This is a genomic window from Mesorhizobium sp. WSM2561, assembly GCF_000513915.1.
GTDB classification, from domain to species: domain Bacteria; phylum Pseudomonadota; class Alphaproteobacteria; order Rhizobiales; family Rhizobiaceae; genus Mesorhizobium; species Mesorhizobium muleiense.
Genome location: NZ_AZUX01000006.1, coordinates 42,458 through 58,423, shown reverse-complemented (window position 1 = coordinate 58,423; position 15,966 = coordinate 42,458). Strand labels below are relative to the sequence as shown.

Annotated in this window: 11 protein-coding genes and 2 pseudogenes; 10 read left to right on the top strand and 3 right to left on the bottom strand. The window is 63.7% G+C overall.

Going from position 1 to position 15,966, the window contains the following annotated elements:
• Window positions 1-164 precede the first annotated feature (164 nt).
• The 6 genes and pseudogenes from M727_RS0109365 (at window position 165) to M727_RS0109345 (ending at window position 8,859) form a co-directional block, all read left to right on the top strand.
• Complete coding sequence (locus M727_RS0109365; RefSeq protein WP_245268516.1) at window positions 165-1,685, top strand: TIGR02677 family protein; 1,521 nt, start codon at window positions 165-167, stop codon at window positions 1,683-1,685.
• Window positions 1,682-2,029 (top strand): annotated as a pseudogene (locus M727_RS42985) (DUF2398 family protein); the annotation flags it as partial. The gene M727_RS0109365 and the pseudogene M727_RS42985, both read left to right, overlap by 4 nt.
• A complete protein-coding gene (locus M727_RS36130; RefSeq protein ID WP_245268515.1) occupies window positions 1,984-2,970 on the top strand; it encodes a TIGR02678 family protein in 987 nt (328 codons plus the stop codon). The pseudogene M727_RS42985 and the gene M727_RS36130, both read left to right, overlap by 46 nt.
• Window positions 2,967-7,145: a TIGR02680 family protein gene (locus tag M727_RS0109355; protein ID WP_036261944.1), complete on the top strand. Its 4,179-nt coding sequence runs from the start codon at window positions 2,967-2,969 to the stop codon at window positions 7,143-7,145. Before M727_RS36130 ends, M727_RS0109355 begins: the two co-directional genes overlap by 4 nt.
• Window positions 7,142-8,443 (top strand): TIGR02679 family protein, encoded by a 1,302-nt coding sequence (locus M727_RS0109350; RefSeq protein WP_027152459.1) that lies wholly within the window; start codon window positions 7,142-7,144, stop codon window positions 8,441-8,443. Before M727_RS0109355 ends, M727_RS0109350 begins: the two co-directional genes overlap by 4 nt.
• Before the next feature lie 173 nt (window positions 8,444-8,616).
• Window positions 8,617-8,859 carry a type II toxin-antitoxin system prevent-host-death family antitoxin gene (locus M727_RS0109345; RefSeq protein WP_027152458.1) on the top strand — a complete coding sequence of 81 codons (243 nt, stop codon included), beginning with the start codon at window positions 8,617-8,619 and terminating at the stop codon, window positions 8,857-8,859.
• 224 nt (window positions 8,860-9,083) lie between these two features.
• Here M727_RS0109345 and M727_RS0109340 read toward each other — a convergent pair whose 3' ends face one another.
• Window positions 9,084-9,686, bottom strand: coding sequence for a TetR/AcrR family transcriptional regulator (locus tag M727_RS0109340; protein ID WP_027152457.1), 603 nt, complete (start codon window positions 9,684-9,686; stop codon window positions 9,084-9,086).
• A 328-nt stretch (window positions 9,687-10,014) separates the two neighbouring features.
• On the opposite strand from M727_RS0109340, the gene M727_RS0109335 reads away from it, so the two are divergent.
• Window positions 10,015-10,413, top strand: a complete 399-nt coding sequence (locus M727_RS0109335) for a hypothetical protein (RefSeq protein ID WP_027152456.1) — start codon at window positions 10,015-10,017, stop codon at window positions 10,411-10,413.
• The gene (locus tag M727_RS36125) at window positions 10,410-10,934 is read left to right on the top strand and encodes a DUF2867 domain-containing protein (RefSeq protein ID WP_245268514.1); all 525 of its coding nucleotides are present in this window, start codon (window positions 10,410-10,412) and stop codon (window positions 10,932-10,934) included. The genes M727_RS0109335 and M727_RS36125 overlap by 4 nt, the downstream gene beginning before the upstream one ends.
• A 159-nt stretch (window positions 10,935-11,093) precedes the next feature.
• Here M727_RS36125 and M727_RS0109325 read toward each other — a convergent pair whose 3' ends face one another.
• A complete protein-coding gene (locus tag M727_RS0109325) occupies window positions 11,094-12,062 on the bottom strand; it encodes an SDR family oxidoreductase (RefSeq protein ID WP_027152455.1) in 969 nt (322 codons plus the stop codon).
• A 12-nt stretch (window positions 12,063-12,074) separates the two neighbouring features.
• Window positions 12,075-13,154 (bottom strand): annotated as a pseudogene (locus M727_RS36120) (alkene reductase).
• A gap of 97 nt (window positions 13,155-13,251) precedes the next feature.
• Between M727_RS36120 and M727_RS0109315 the strand changes: the two are divergent.
• Window positions 13,252-14,127, top strand: coding sequence for a LysR family transcriptional regulator (locus M727_RS0109315; protein ID WP_027152454.1), 876 nt, complete (start codon window positions 13,252-13,254; stop codon window positions 14,125-14,127).
• Window positions 14,128-14,973: 846 nt separating this feature from the next.
• Window positions 14,974-15,960, top strand: coding sequence for an NADH-quinone oxidoreductase subunit NuoH (gene nuoH / locus M727_RS0109310; protein WP_023800393.1), 987 nt, complete (start codon window positions 14,974-14,976; stop codon window positions 15,958-15,960).
• The last annotated feature ends 6 nt before the right edge of the window (window positions 15,961-15,966 follow it).

The following is a 15,966-nucleotide window of genomic DNA, read 5'->3' as shown; positions in this document are numbered from 1 at the left end:
ACTGGCAAACGAGCCTATGCGGCTACTCTCATAGGCTCTTCGTTTTCAGGCTGAGTGCACAGAAGCGCACCGGCGCATGTGCTTAATGGTCAACTCGCCGTCTTGACGGGGCGCGAGAACAAAGCGAAAACGCTCGAAGTGAGTCCGGGAGGCGGCGATTGCCCATGCACATTGCGAATGACCCGGCGGACCTATTCCGTCACGTGAGTGCCGAGAAGGCCGTGTTCTACCGCTGCATCATGGACGTCTTCGCGGCGGCGAAGCGGCAATACCGTTTGCAGTTGCGGCCCGACGAAGTGCTTGCCGAAGCCCGATGGCTGCACAAGCCGCCGCGCATTGAGGACGTGAATACGGCGCTCACCCAACTCACGGAATGGGGCAATCTCGAATCGCACCCCGACACCGCCCGCGTTTCAAGCCTTAGCGACTTCTACCGTGCACGCTTCCTCTACCGGCTATCGCAGGGCGGCGAGGCCGTGGAATCGGCGTTGGCGACATTCGCGCAAACCTTGCAGCGCCGCGCCGAGCTGCAAACCGTGGCGCTTGAGGACATAGCGAGCCGACTGCAGGCACTGCAGGCGCTGGCGCAAGCAACCCAACCCGACGTGGCCAAGATCCACGAAACACTGCGGGATCTTGTGCGTGTCTTCGAAGGTTTAGCCGAGAACGCGCAGGCGTTCATGGCCGGCGTCGCTCGCAGCATCGAGCTGCAGCAAGCCGAAGCAGGGGCGGTCGCAAACTACAAGAAGCGGCTGATCGACTATCTCGAACGCTTCATGGGCGATCTGGTACGCCGTTCCGACACCATCGCACGCCTCATCCTGGCGCTGGAGCCTGAGGTCGAGGCCCTGCTTGGACAGGTGGCCGAGCGCGAATCGCGGGACACGGCTCCAGGCGGCGCGCACGATCAGGCCGAGGCGCGGAAAGGCTACCTGCAAGCATGGCGGGAACGCTGGAAGGGTCTGCGCGGCTGGTTCCTCAGCACCGGCCATGAGCCGCCGCAAGCCGAACTGTTGCGGGCGCGGGCACGGTCGGCCATCCCGCAGCTTCTGGCCGCTATCGCCGCGCTGAATGAGCGGCGCAGCGGCCGCAGCGATCGCTCTGCCGACTTCCGCCTGCTCGCCGGCTGGTTTGCCGCTTGCGCAGACGACGGCGAGGCGCACCGGCTTGCGCGGGCTGCCTTCGCTCTCAATCCGGCGCGGCATTTCTCGCTCAACGGCAACGCCGACGCCGAACTGCCGGCCAGCACCTCCTGGGCCGACGCCCCGCCGCTCAAGATTCACCCGCGTTTGCGCGAATATGGCGAAGCGGCCCCGCGCGGACCGCTGCCGCGCGTGCGCGACCGCGCCGAAGAGCGCGCGTTCCTGGCGCTTCGGCTCGCGGAGGAATCACAGCAGGTCGAAGCGGCGCGCAAGCGTCTCGCCACTAGCCGCCCGGCGCGGCTTTCGGATCTTGGGGAACTCGACATGCACGCCTTCGGTCTGTTCCTGGGCCTGCTCGGGGAGACACTGGCCGAGCAAGCCGGGCCGGAGACGCCGGTGGAACGCCAGACCAGCGACGGCTTGCTGCACATCCACCTGAAGCCGCTTGCCCCCGACAGCCGCGCCACGATCGACACGCCACATGGCGTCTTTGCCGGGCGCGACCATCTGATCACCATCACCCCATTGCAGGACGGTCGATGAAGGTGGCGAACAGTTCTAACGACGATCGCGGCATCGGCCTGCTGCAGCAGCGCTTCCAGCGCGAGGAGTTTCGCGCCTGCGTGCGCGCGCTGCTGATGACGCCGTTGATCGGCCCGGGGCATGAGGATTTCGCCGCCATACGCCGCCAGGCCGAAGCATTGCGCGAATGGTTTTCTCGCGAGACCGGCTGGATACTGCAGGTCGAGCGCGAGGGCGCGCGCCTCTACAAGCGGCCCGGAAACTTGACCGACGCCATGCGCGGCATTGCCGGCTACGATCGCCGGCGCTACGTGCTGCTTTGCCTCGCCTGCGCGGTGCTCGAACGAGCCGACCCGCAGATCACTTTGCGCCTGCTCGGCGAGCGGCTGCTGGAGCTCGCCGCCGAGCCGACGCTCACTTCACCTTCGCCCTCGAGGCGCAACACGAGCGGCGCGAACTCGTTTCGGTGTGCCGCACATTGCTGAACCTCGGCGTGTTGCACCGCGTGGCCGGCGACGAAGACACGTTCGTGCAGGCCGGAGGCGATCAGGCGGATGCACTCTACGACGTGCAGCGCCGCATGCTGTCCGGCATGCTTGCGGCCGTGCGTGGTCCCTCCACCTGGATTCCGGAAGAGGCGCCGGCAACGCTCGAAGAGCGGCTGTGCGCGCTGGTCGGCGAACATGTGGCGGACAGCGAGGAAGGTCGGCGCACGGCGCTGCGCCACCAGCTCGCACGCCGGCTTCTCGACGATCCGGTGGTCTATGTCGAGACGTTGGACCCGGAAGCCCGTGCGTACTTCTTCAACCAGCGCGGAGCGATGGCCGCCCGCCTGTGCGATGCCGCCGGCCTGGTGGCGGAACAGCGCGCGGAAGGGCTGGCGCTGGTCGACGAAGCCAGCCTGCTGACCGACGTGGCAATGCCGGCCGAAGGCACCGACGCCCATGTAACACTGCTTGTCGCCGAGTATCTGGCCGCCGCGCAACGGCTGCGGCGAGCCGATGACGGCGACGCGACGAAGGGCTTGGCCCGCGATATCCACGAGCATGACATTGCCGGCTTCCTGCACGAGGCCAAGGCGCAGTACGGCCGTTACTGGCGTAAATCGGCACGCGAGCCAGGCGCCGAATGGGAACTCGCTGCCATCGCGATCGAGCGATTGGAAAAACTGCAGCTGGCGGTGCGGGAGGCCGGCGCCGTACATCCACTGCCGGCGCTCGCGCGCTTCGCCTTGGGCGAAGCCGAAATCCGCGAAACGCGCAATACACCGACAGCAGACGCCGGCCTTCAGTTCGAACCGACATGAACGATCGCTTGAACCTGCTCGCCTTGACGCCGGAAAAACCGGCTTTGCCGATGCCCACGCGGCAGCGCTGGCAGCCTCTGCGCCTAGGCCTGGTGGAGCTCTTTCACTACGACAGCGAGGAATTCTGGTTCCGCGACGGCCATCTGTTGCTGCGCGGCAATAACGGCACGGGCAAATCCAAGGTGTTGTCGCTCACGCTGCCGCTGCTGTTCGACGCGCAGCTCAAGTCTTCGCGCGTCGAGCCCGACGGCGACGGCGGCAAGAAGATGGCCTGGAATCTGCTGATGAACAGCTACGACCGGCGCATCGGCTATGCATGGATCGAGTTCGGTCGCGTTGCCGAAGACGGCACGCCGCGTTTTCTTTCGCTCGGCGCCGGTCTTTTTGCGACAGCAGCTCGTCCGCAGGTCGACAGTTGGTTCTTCCTGCTGGAAGACACCGACGACGCGCCGCGTATCAACCAGGATCTGTGGTTGACGAATCCGCAGCGCGTGGTGCTGAACAAGGAGCGCCTGCGCGACGCGCTCGATGGCCGTGGCCAGGTGTTCGACACCGCAGCCGGCTACCGTCGCGCCGTCGACGAGCGCCTGTTCCATCTGGGAACCAAGCGCTACGACGCGTTGATGGACACGCTGATCCAGCTTCGCCAGCCGCAGCTTTCCAGAAAGCCGGACGAAACCGCGCTTTCGAATGCGCTGACCGAGGCCCTGCCGCCGCTGGCGCCTGAACTGCTCGGCGACGTTGCCGAAGCGCTCGGGCAATTGGAGGAAGACCGCCGTCAGCTCGACGAATATCAAGCCCTGGCCAAGGCCGTCAGCCGTTTCGAGGAGCGTTATCGCGTCTACGCTGGCACGCAGACCCGCCGGCAGGCACGCTTGCTGCGCCAGGCCCAGACGGAGTTCGACAACGCCAGCCGAGCACGAGGTGAGGCCCAGACTCGCTTCGACGAAGCGCAAAGGCAGGAAGCGCTGGAGCGGACCGCTCACGATAGTGCCGAGATCACTCTGGCGCGCGGGCGTGCGCGGCTCGATACCTTGCGCTCCGACCCGACGATGCAGGACGCCAACCGCCTCGAAAATGCCGAAAAAGAGAAGGCGGCGCGACTGCAAGCGATGCAGAGGGCGACATTGGCCGTCGAAGAGGCGGGCCGACGACTGGAGCTCAGTACCGAAGAAACCGAACGCGCAACCCGGCGCGCGGAGCAGGCGGAACGCACATTGGCCGATCTGCGCGGGGAAAGCGCCGTTCACGCCGATGCGGCGGGCATCGCCGGCCAGCACGCCGGAAACCTCCTCGCCAAATTGGAGGCTTCCGCGCTGGCCGCACTGACACAGCATGCTTTCGGCGGGGCCTGCGCCGAGCTTCGCAACCTCGTCGCCGGCCGGCGTGAACAGATCGCGTTGCTGCGTCGCCGACACGGCGAAGTCGCTCAGGCCGAGGCCGCCTACAAGCGGCGCCGCGAAATCCGGGATGAGCGGCAGGTCGAAGCCGAAGAGGCTGCCGAGCGTCGGACCCGAGCTGACGCCGAGGTCGAACGACAAGGCCGGGATCTGGTGGAAAGCTGGGATCGCCATTTCATCGGCTTGAAGCAATTGCAGATCGATCCCGCCAGCAGGCCGGCGGCATTGACGGCCCTGGCGGAATGGGCAGCGTCGCTGCAAGGCGACAACCCTGCCCTCCACCCTCTGCAATCGGCGTACCAGAGAGCCAGTCTCTCGCTGACACAGCGTCGCGTGGCGCTCGACGGCCAGCGACAGGCGCTGGAGATGGAATACGGGCTCCTCGAAGGCGAACGCGGACGCCTCGAAGCCGGCGACGACATGGCGCCGCCCCTGCCCTACACGCGCGACGCCTCTGTCCGGGACGCGCATCAGGGTGCGCCGCTCTGGCAGGTGATCGATTTTCGCCGCGCAGTGGCTGCGCCGCAACGCGCCGGCCTTGAAGCCGCACTCGAAGCCGCCGGATTGCTCGACGCCTGGATATCGCCTGACGGACGCCTCCAGGCCGGCGACGGCGGCACCCTGCCTTACGACACCCAGCTGCTTGAACGGCAACAGCATTCTCAATCGCTCGTCGACTGGCTCGAAGTCACCGTGCCGGCCGGCTGCGCCGTGCCGGCCAGTATCGTCGAGCGGGTGCTGTCGGGCATAGCCTCCGCGGATGAGGATCCGATCGATAGCGAGGCCTGGGTATCCACCGACGGCCGCTTCCGCCTCGGCGCGCTGTCCGGCGCGTGGGGCAAGCCGGAGGCGGTCTACATTGGCCACGCGGCCCGCGCCGCAGCCCGCGAGCGGCGCTTGGCCGAGATTGCTGGCCGCCTTGCGCAGCTCTCCGATGAATTGATGGCCGTGCGGGCAAAAGCCGAGCAGCTCGCGCTGGATCGCGAACAGGCCAACGAGGAATGGCGCCTTGCGCCGTCCGACGAGGTATTGCGGCGCGCTCATATGGCAGCCACCACCGCCGCCGACGCCGCGCGCCTGGCCAGCGAAAAACTGACCGAATCAGATACGCGCTGTCGCGAGGCCGAACAGGCGCTCAAGGTTCTGCGGGAACAGCGCGCCGCAGACGCCACGGACCTGCGCCTGCCGGCAATGCCCGATGCACTGCCCGCCGTCGAAGCGGCGCTGGATCATTACCGCGATGCACAGATTCGGCTCGAGCAAGCAGCTCACGAGTTGTGTCTGGCACTGCCGGAGTTGCAACGGCAGCGTGCCCGGCAGCGTGAGGCGTGCAGCGACGTGCAGCAGCGCGAAGAGGATCTCGTGGCCGCCCGTATTGAAACGGAAGACGCCACTGCCCGGCTCGAGCTGCTGCGGGAAACGGTCGGCGCCAAGGTCGAGGAACTGCAGCGAAGGCTGACCGATGCCCGCCGCGCCGTCGAAGCCGGCGAAGCCGAGCTGAAGTTTGCCGGCGATAGATTGCGCAAAGCGGGTGAGGCACGAGCGGTCGCCGGGCAACAGGCCGAGACAGCGAACGCCGTCCTTCAGGAACGCGGCGAAGCACGCGCCGAGGCGATCTCCACATTGCAGCAGTTTGCCGGCACCGGCCTGTTGTCGGCAGGGCTGCCGTATATCGAACTGCCTGACATCGGCAGCCCGTGGACGATCGACCCCGCGCTGACACTAGCCAGACGCGCAGAACAGGAACTGTCGAACCTCAGGGACGACGACGAGGCGTGGGCGCGCGTCCAGCGGCAGATAGCCGAGGAACTGACCGAGTTGCAGCGCGCACTCGGCGCGCTGGGCCACCAGGCCCCGGCCGATCCCAACGACTGGGGTTTCAGGGTGGATATCATCTATCAGAACCGGCGCGAACGGCCGGACCGCCTCGCCATGCGGCTGGCCGAAGAGATCGCCCAGCGCGGCGAACTGCTCAGCGCCAACGAACGCGCCGTCCTGGAGAACCATCTGCAAGCCGAAATCGCGGCTGAGATCCAGCGCCTGTTGCAGGCCGCCGAACGCCAGGTCAATGCCATCAACGGCGAACTGCACAAGCGCCCGACCTCCACCGGCGTGCGCTATCGCCTATTGTGGCAGCCACTGTCCGAAGAGGAAGGCGCGCCAGTGGGTCTCGGCGTGGCGCGCAAGCGCCTGCTCAACACCAGCGCGGACCTTTGGTCGGCAGACGACCGGCGCATCGTCGGGGCGATGCTGCAGCAGCGCATCGCCGCCGAGCGGGAGCGCGCTGATGCCGTCGGCCGAAACGACAGCGGCGGCACCTTGCTCGACCAACTCGCCCGCGCCCTGGACTATCGTCATTGGCACCGCTTCCGCGTCGAACGCTGGCAGGACGGCCATTGGCGCAAGCTTTCCGGACCAGCTTCGAGCGGCGAGCGGGCGCTCGGCCTCACGGTGCCGCTCTTTGCCGCTGTCGCCAGCTTCTACAGCCAGAGCAGCTATGCCTTGTCCCCACGGCTGATGCTGCTCGACGAAGCCTTTGCCGGCATCGATGACACGGCGCGAGCGCATTGCATGGGGCTGATCCGCGAGTTCGATCTGGACTTCGTCATCACCAGCGAGCGCGAGTGGGCCTGTTATGCCGAACTGCCGGGTGTCGCCATCTGCCAGCTGCAGCGGCGCGAAGGCATCGATGCCGTATTCGTTTCGCGATGGACCTGGGACGGACGAGAGAAGAAGCCCGAGGCCGATCCCGATCGCAGATTTGCGCCGGCATGAGCGATCAAGTCGACCCGCGTCTTCAACGCCTGCTCGGTGGCGACCGTCTTGCCTCGCTGCGCAAGCGGCTGCGCCAACGTTTCGAGCGCGCGCCGCTCGAAGGCGCGATCGATCATATTCGCGTCGTCGGGCTCAGTGAAGAGGAGCACGCTGCACTGGCGGCGCTGCTCGGCCGCCCGCAGCGCCGATTGAAGTCCCTGCAGATCGACGTCCGCCGCGTCGATGCCGACCTGCGGCGCGCCGGCATCGCCACTTCGCTGCGCGAGGCGTTGGAAAGGCTAGACGGCTCTATCCTTCATCTCGCCGGAGCACGCCTTCGACAGCAAACATTGTGGTCGAACGTAATAGATGGTTGCAGCCATCCCGACCTGGCCGGGCTGCTGCTGACGCCGGGAGGCATCGGTCTCGTCAAGCGGCTCGCTCGGGGCGATACGGTCGCGGCTGCGGAGCTTTGCCGGCGCGCCGAAGCGGTGCTGCGGCTCCTGCCGGCAAAAGGCATAACACGTTCGCATCTGGCGGCGGACGCGCTGGGCGATGCCCATGCGCTTGACAATGGTCGCGGGGCAGCGGCGCTCGTGCTGGCGGTCCTGCGCCACTCCGCCAGGCCCGCTCCTGACGCCGCAGCACCGATTGCCGACGAAGATGGCGAGACGGTACCGGAATCGAGAGAGGACGTCGTTGCGGAACCGGCCGCCGGCGCGGAGCGGATACGCGAGACATGGGCCAGGGCAGGCGTTCTGGTGAACGAGCTGGCACGCCCCGCCCTCTTCCTGAACCTGCCGACAGGCGGGACCGAAGGCGATCGTTTGCCCTTGGGAGAACCGGCCTATGCATCACTGCGATCGCTGCTGCGCTCGCCGCCCCGATGGGAGGTAGCGGGCCGCAACGTTTATGTCTGCGAAAATCCCAACCTGCTCGCCATCGCCGCGGACCGATGGGGGGCTGGCTGCGCGCCGCTGGCGTGTACCGAGGGGATGCCGGCCGCCGCGCAACGATGTCTTCTGGCTCAACTCGCGCTGGCGGGCGCGCGGCTGCGCTATCACGGCGATTTCGACTGGCCCGGATTGCGTATCGGCAACCAGGTCATGCGAGGACATGGTGCGGAGCCATGGCGCTTTGGCGCCGCGGACTATATTGCTGCTGTGCGGACTGCGCCCGGCCTGGCGCACCCGCTTGCGGGAAAGGTGGCCGAAGCGTCATGGGACGGAGCGCTGGCGCCCGCGATGCGTCAGCACGGCGTGGCCATCGCCGAAGAGGCCCTGGCCGCCTCGTTGTTGCCGGATCTCGACGATCGATGAGGCTGCATTCTTCAAAGCAGGACGAATTTTCAGCCTGACGGCAGCACTTCGGACGCGGCCCGCTCGCAGATCATGTCATAGTGTTGCCGGGTCAGAACGTGACGCATGAAACCTCTCGCTGGAATTGTTAATTGCAATACGCATATGACCATTTCCATAGTCAGGAGCGTGACATGAGCGTGATCAACCTGGCAGATGCCAAAGCCCATCTGAGCGAGCTAGTGGATCGGGTCGAGGCAGGAGATACGATCGACATCACCCGGCGGGGTAACCCGGTCGCACGGCTCACCGCCGTGGCGAGACCGCGGCAGCGGATCGACGCGACGCTCCTGCAATCCTTGACCGCGACCATGCCTCCTCAGGTCGAGAGTTCTGCCGATCTGGTACGGTCGATGCGGGATGGCGACCGTTACTGATGCACTATCTCGCCACGTCGCTGATCGTTGCCGCCCTTTCAAATGAAGCGATGACGCTCTCATCCCGCCCATCGGGCATTGTCGGAGAAGCGGAGAGCCGAATGGCGCCGAACGGACCAAGCAACGCGCCCGAGCGGACTGCACGGCGTTTGGATTGCTGAGGAAGCCAGGCGCGGAAGCCTACAGCACGACCAGCCGGGCAGCCCACCTTGCCGTCTGAGCACTCAGATATCACCGGCCCCGCGCCGGCATGCGGCCTCGGCGACATCCAAAGCGGTCTCAACCGCGTTTCGGAATGATTGGTCGTCCGCCAATTCCGGAGTGTATTGGCGAAGCATATAGAGCCCGAGAAGGGCAACGTAGACCGATTTGGCCAACCGTCCGGCCAATGGCTGTGGAGCGCCCGCTAGGGCAAACTCTTTGGTAAGGTGATCGATACGAGCCGCATCGACTTCCGCCGCTGCCGCCCTGGGCATTGGATCCCGTGCCGCCCAAGCCCGCAAAGCGCACTCGGCCTGCGCAACGTCCACGGATCCCATTCGCTGAACCAAAGACAACTCGGCGAGTGTGATCAATCGTTCGCGCGCCGTGGCAAACTCCCGGGTCTGGTCAATGAGCAGAGTGGTGAAATCCCGCTTCCAAAACTCGATGATAGCCTTGAGTAGTACGTCGCGATTCTTGAAACGCCAGTAAAATGGGCCCTTGCTGACCCCGAGCGACACGGCCAAGCGTTCAATCCTGACCGACTCGATACCCCCTTCGATAAGCGCCGTCAGGCCAGCGCCTACCCAATCCTCTTTTGAGGGACCTGCCGATCGCTGCGCCATGAAACGCCTCGCATGTTCCGCGGAAAGCCGCTCATAGCAGCTCTATACGGTGCCGTATAGACTCGACAGCCAAGTCGATGTATACGGGTGCGTATAGAGCCGGCGGAGCAGGTGCCTTCATGCCGACGTGGTCACAATTTCCGGCAACAGGTGGGCCGCAACAGGGGCGAATGAGGCGGAACAGAACCATGCCGAGATCGTCAATGACGATGACGGTGACGGCGGGCAGCATGCTCGCAGGGACGGCACTGGCTTGGACGTGCGGCTTCCCGGGATGGCAAGTTGAAATAGTCGACCGGCTTCTGCAGTCATTTAATAGGGATAGGAAATGTTGAAGTACTCGATCTACGGGTTAACGGCTGTCGGAATCGCCCACCTGTTCGGTCTGGGAGGCGACGCCTTGATCCAGGCGCCAGGTTGGCTCGGGGGCGCATTGTGGACATGGGAGCACTGGGGGACGCTGGCTGATCAGCGTCCCGGCCTGATCCTCAGCGGATTCGCCTTCTGGTCGACGGTCGGCAGCTTTGCAATCCCATTGATCATCCTGGGCCTGCTCCTCCTCTGGATGACGCGCAGGGGCATCGTCGTGCCACGGTTCGTCGGCTTGGCATTGTTGGGATGGGGAACGGTTGCTACGCTGATCATGCTGCCAAGCGGCTTTCCACTACTCGTGCTTGTTCTGATCGGCCTGTGTCTTGGCGTGCAGCGGGGAACCAAGGCCCAATGATGTGCATCGCCAGGCATCGCCCTCCTCAGCCGCAAGTTGTGGAGAAACCTTTTGCCAGGCGGTTTGCGCACGCTGACAGGCTTCTTCCCGGCGCAAACTTCGGCGACACTTATGCATTGGTTGTAACAGGTCTCGCCTTGGACGCGGTCGGCGTTTCGCAGCAGGTATTCGGGAGGCAGCCAAGTTGGATCAAGTGGCTGCTGGCGTTGCGAAATGGCATTGTGACGCCTTTCGGCTTGAAAACTGGACCGGAGCGGAGAAGTAAATCTGACCCCCATCTTGGCTTCTTGCCAGTTGTCAGGCAGTCCTCCAATTGTGTCGTGTTCGGTCTCGATGACTGGCATCTCGATTTCCGCGTGTTATTGGAAGTCAAGGAACGCACATCGACCCAGCATGAGATCTCGGTCTCGACCGCAGTCAAAACCCACAATTTGGTGGGCAGCAGCTATCTCGCGTTGGTGAAGCCATTTCACCGTATCGTCGTTCCTGCGATGCTAATGCAGGTGGTTTCCGACCACTAGCGTGGCCGAGCACGGGCTCGGCCGCGATCGGGTCGAACGAAAGACGCGCCGACACCATTTCCATCAAGGGGCCGTCACCACGGAGAAGCCGCGCAGGTCCGCAAACAGGTACGCGCAATCGACGACGGGACTGTCAGGCCGGTCCGCCATCGCGATGCATCACGAAATCAGCTGGTGACTTTTCGCCCATCGCGTGATCGCATCTCGGGATGTAGGGGCGGGTCCAAAAAAGTGCGCCTGTTTCGAAATATTCGAGATATAGACGCCCTTCTTGAAGAACAGGAACATCTGTATCAGGTCATAGCCAAGCTCGGAAAACAGCTTGACCGGGCGCGCAAGCGCGCGGAAAACCAGCCACGGCACAGCCCGGACCTTAAGGCGTTTTTTTATAACCTCGGAGACGAGATCGGCGACCTCTTGCTGGCTCTTGGCCCCATCGCGCCAGCCGACATCGATCGTTTGGTTGTTGATTTCACTTCCAGGAAACGTCGCGGCTTTTGCAAGATATGAGGCAAGATCGTCTGTCAAAACATAGGACCATTTTGTCGTCTTATCGCCCATCGCAAGGAACCGGCCACCTTTCACACCCTTCGCAATATAGTCTGAGCTTTGATCGAGAAATGTAGGGGCGCGGACAAATACATATGGCACCCCGGAGGCCTTGATCAGATCCTCGGCCACTTTCTTGGCGTGGAAATGCGGCACTGCTGACGCCGCCTCGCAACTGACGATGCTGAGAAAGACAAATCGGCCAACATTGGCTCTTGCCGCCGCCTCTACAAGATTCTTGTTGCCCTCAAAATCGGTGTCGAGGCTTCCCTTCATGTAGCTGTTGGCAGAGCTGACGACGACGTCCACGCCCTGCAACGCACGATCCAATGAGGCTGGATCCATCATGTCGCCGCGCACCCATTCGACGTCGGCGCTGTCATTTGAGGGCGCACCTTTACGCGACATCGCAACGACGGCCACGCTAGGATCAAGTGTTAGGTTGCGGAGAATCTTGGCTCCGAGGAATCCTGTGGCGCCGACGAGCAGGACCTTTTTTGTCCCCGTCGCGCTTGAACTTTCGGTTTCGGCAAGTGCCTTCTTGTCCGAGGCACTCGAGGGATGCGGTGATTGAAACACTCTAATCTCCTGTCATGAACTGGTATCGGTTCGGGCGCTCAGGGCGGCGTAATCGATGTAGCCTCGCGCAGTGCCACCGAAGTAGGTGCTTGGATCTGCCTCGTTCATCGCTGCCTTGACCTTCACCGTTCCACAAAGTCCGGATTGGCCAGGGCCATCTGGCCATAGGACTCCTGATCGGCCAGCCCCGAAGCCAGGTCAGCGCCAATCTGGTCGCGCCGACGACCCGGCCGGTTGAGGATCAGCGATTGGTGCCAGAGCTTGCGAATGTCGGCCAGCAACGGCTCGTTGCCCTGGTGCATAATGTGCACATAGGCGAGCCCGAGCTTGTCGAGTTCGGCGACCAGATGGCGGTAGACATCCGGCCCCTTCGGCGCCTTCGTCGATTCCCCATATGGTCGTGCCGGGCGACAGGCGGATCGCGGTGCGGTCCGCGCCGATCTCCGCGGCGATCGCGGTGGCGACCTCGATGGCGAAGCGGGCGCGGTTCTCGATGGTGCCGCCATATTGGTCAGTGCGCGTGTTGGCGCTCGGCGCGAAGAATTGCTGGACGAGGTAGGCGTTCGCACCGTGAATCGCGACGCCGTCGGCGCCGGCCTCGATTGCTGAGCGGGCCGCGTGGCGGAAATCGGCGACGGTCTGGCGCACTTCTTCGGTCGTCAGCGCGCGCGGCGCAGGAATCTCCTGCATCCCCGTCGCCGTGAACATGCCCGTCCCCGGGGCGATTGCGGACGGCGCGACGCCCTGGCGATGATGCGGCGTATTGTCGGGATGCCACATGCGCCCGGCATGCATGAGCTGGATGAAGATGTGGCCGCCCTTGTCGTGCACGGCGGAGGTGATCTTGCGCCAGCCGGCGACGTGGGCGGGCGTGTAGATGCCCGGGGTGGTGAGGTACCCTTGGCCGTCGTCCGAGGGCTGGGCGCCTTCGGTGACGATCAGGCCGACACCGGCGCGCTGGGCATAATATTCAGCAGCCAGTTCTCCCGGCGTGCCGTCGAAGGCGGCGCGGCTGCGGGTCATGGGCGCCATGACCAGCCGGTTGGGAAGCACGTAGCGGCCCATGCGGGCCGGGGTGAACAGTGGATTCATCAGGGGTCTCCATTCGTTGGAGTCCCTTGTGCACCATTCCATAATTAGGATAAATCCGGCAGGATAGAAATCATCTTTCCATTTATGGAGCAATCCGTTGAACCATTTGAACGACATGGCGCTGTTCGTGGAGGTGGCCAGAGCCAGGAGCTTTCGGAAGGCGGCGGAGGCTCTCGGCATGCCAAACTCCACTCTGTCGCGACGTATCAGCGAGCTGGAGAAGGCGATCGGCCTGAGACTGCTGCATCGCACGACGCGCAAGATTGAGCTCACCGAGGCCGGCCAGCTCTATTATGAGCGAAGCAAGCGAATCGTCGACGAGGCACGGCTGGCGCACGAGCAGCTCGGCGCGATGCTTGAGCAGCCGAGCGGCGTCCTGCGGGTTTCGCTCCCGGTCGACCTCGCCACGCTTTACCTCACGCCGATCATCGGCGATTTCGCGCGGCACTATCCCGGTATCACGTTCGAATTCGACCTGACCCCACGGCGCGTCGATCTGGTGGCCGAGCCGTTCGATGTGGCGATCCGCATCGGCAAACTGGAAGATTCCAGTCTGATTGCGCGCCTGATCGGGCGGCATTCGCGCCACCTCTATGCATCTCCTGGCTATCTCGAAGCGTCAGGCGAGCCCGCGACACCGGCGGAGCTGGCGGGGCATGAATGCATCTGCATGCCGCGGACCCCGACCTGGACTTTGCACCAGGGGATGAACAAGGTCGATGTCGGCGTTCGCGGCCGCTTCACGCTCAACAGCGTCGGGATGATCCGCGCCCTGGCGGTCGACCACCAGGGCATCGCCCTGCTTGCCGAGAAGATCGTCGCCGAAGACGTGGCCTCTGGCCGGCTCCGGCGAATCCTGCCCGAATGGCAGGGATCGTCGGTCAGCATTCACGCCGTCACCGAAACTCGCCTTGTTCCAGCCAAGACCCAGCGCTTCGTCGAATTCCTGTCCTCCAGGCTGATGGAGGCTTGAACATGCTATCGCCGCCGTTTTCCACTCGATTGTCTACTGCCCTCATAGCTTATTGATTATGCAATAGAATTCTAATTGGCGTTCCTTCGAATACCGTCAACAATACCGTCACAAAATGGCTTAATCCAAATCTGCGACGGAGCACCTCGCAGTATCCGAAACACCGCCGATCGCCGCACGGCCGTGCAGTGTCCTGAGATACCATCTTTCTGTTGGCCTCTGCTGTAGGGATGCCTGTTAGATCGTTAGCTCGGGATCGTGCTGCTTGCCAACCGGGTTTTTGTGCTCTGACGGATCGATGGGCTGTCGCGCGTCCCATCGCGGCTGAGGAAGCGGGTCGTCAGTCAGGAAATGACCGATAGCATTGACAATGCACCAAACCCTCCTCGCCTTTGGTCCGTTGGACCGATGACGCTGCCGAGATTTCCCCATTTCTCGTCTGCGTTGTCGGTCTCTTTTTTGGCCGGGCGGGCGGCAACTCGTTCGGATTGCCCTTTAGTGGGGGAGCGTCACCTGCACCGATTAAGCGGTTCAGTGCCCTGCGTTCTGGCCCTTAGGAATGTGTCTCGTGCCGAATGCCGTTGTTGAACGGTAAAAAGGGGGCTGTTTGTGGAGGCGTTCAGTATTAGGCGCTGGGGCCGTCTGGTCCCGTCATTGCGTGCCATTGCTCGATGTGCGGGCCCGTTTGAGCGCCAAGCGACACACACACCATGGCCAGCAACGGTAAGACTGTGATACCATTGCACAAGTTGCGTCGCCGCCGGCAGACTGCCGTTTCCGCGAAGCCGGACAAGCGCAGTGCTCAGTATCGTAACTCTCAACCCGATGAACAAGTAGCCGCGGATTATGGAACTTGTCGTCGCCCTTGGCCTGATCGCCTTCAAGGTCGCGTTGCTGATTGCGATCCTGCTGCTGCTGCCTTTGCCGCTGACCTGGGTGGAACGCAAGATCGCCGGGCACATCCAGCAGCGGATGGGGCCGATGCGCGTGGGGTGGCACGGGCTGCTGCAGCCGGTGGCGGACGGCATCAAGCTCTTGACCAAAGAGGACCACATCCCGGCCGAAGCCGACCGCTTCCTGTTCAAACTGGCGCCAATCCTGGCGCTCGCCCCGCCCTTTGTGGTGTTCGTCGCGATCCCCTTCGGCGAAAGCATCTCGGTCCTCGGTCACGAGATCACACTCTACGTCTCCAACATGAATGTGGCCCTCCTTTTCGTCTTCGCGGTGATCGGGATCGAGGTCTATGGCGTCATCTTCGGCGGCTGGGCCGCGAACAGCAAATACGCGGTCCTGGGCAGCCTCAGAACCTGCGCGCAGATGATCAGCTACGAGATCCCCATGGGGTTCGCGGTCATCGGCGTGGTCATGCTGGCGCAATCCATGAGCCTGCTCGATATCGTGCGGGCACAGGCCGATGTCTGGAACATCGTCTACCAACCGGTCGGATTTTTCGTATTCTTCGTCGCCGGGCTGGCCGAAGCGCAGCGCATTCCGTTCGACCTGGCGGAGGCGGAAGGCGATCTGGGGGCCGGGTTCCATACCGAATACAGCGGCATCCGCTTTGCGTTCTTCATGGTCAGCGAATACGCCGTCATGCTGCTGGTGTCGGTCCTGTCGGTCATCCTGTTCTTCGGCGGCTGGAACGGCGTGCTGATCCCGTTGCCGCCGCTCCTCTGGTTCGCGCTCAAGGTCGCGTTCTTTCTCTATGTGTTTATGTGGTTCCGCTTCACCTTCCCGCGCTATCGATACGACCAACTGATGGCGATCGGCTGGAAAGTCTTGCTTCCACTGTCACTGGCGAACATAATAGTAACAGGTGTTGCTTTCCTTTGAGGGCCA

Bases quoted from the DNA above. Each gene is read 5' to 3' on its own strand.
- M727_RS0109365 (WP_245268516.1), top strand. From the start codon at position 165: ATGCACATTGCGAATGACCCGGCGGACCTATTCCGTCACGTGAGTGCC.
- M727_RS0109355 (WP_036261944.1), top strand. From the start codon at position 2,967: ATGAACGATCGCTTGAACCTGCTCGCCTTGACGCCGGAAAAACCGGCT.
- M727_RS0109350 (WP_027152459.1), top strand. From the start codon at position 7,142: ATGAGCGATCAAGTCGACCCGCGTCTTCAACGCCTGCTCGGTGGCGAC.
- M727_RS0109345 (WP_027152458.1), top strand. From the start codon at position 8,617: ATGAGCGTGATCAACCTGGCAGATGCCAAAGCCCATCTGAGCGAGCTA.
- M727_RS0109340 (WP_027152457.1), bottom strand. From the start codon at position 9,686: ATGGCGCAGCGATCGGCAGGTCCCTCAAAAGAGGATTGGGTAGGCGCT.
- M727_RS0109335 (WP_027152456.1), top strand. From the start codon at position 10,015: ATGTTGAAGTACTCGATCTACGGGTTAACGGCTGTCGGAATCGCCCAC.
- M727_RS36125 (WP_245268514.1), top strand. From the start codon at position 10,410: ATGATGTGCATCGCCAGGCATCGCCCTCCTCAGCCGCAAGTTGTGGAG.
- nuoH (WP_023800393.1), top strand. From the start codon at position 14,974: ATGGAACTTGTCGTCGCCCTTGGCCTGATCGCCTTCAAGGTCGCGTTG.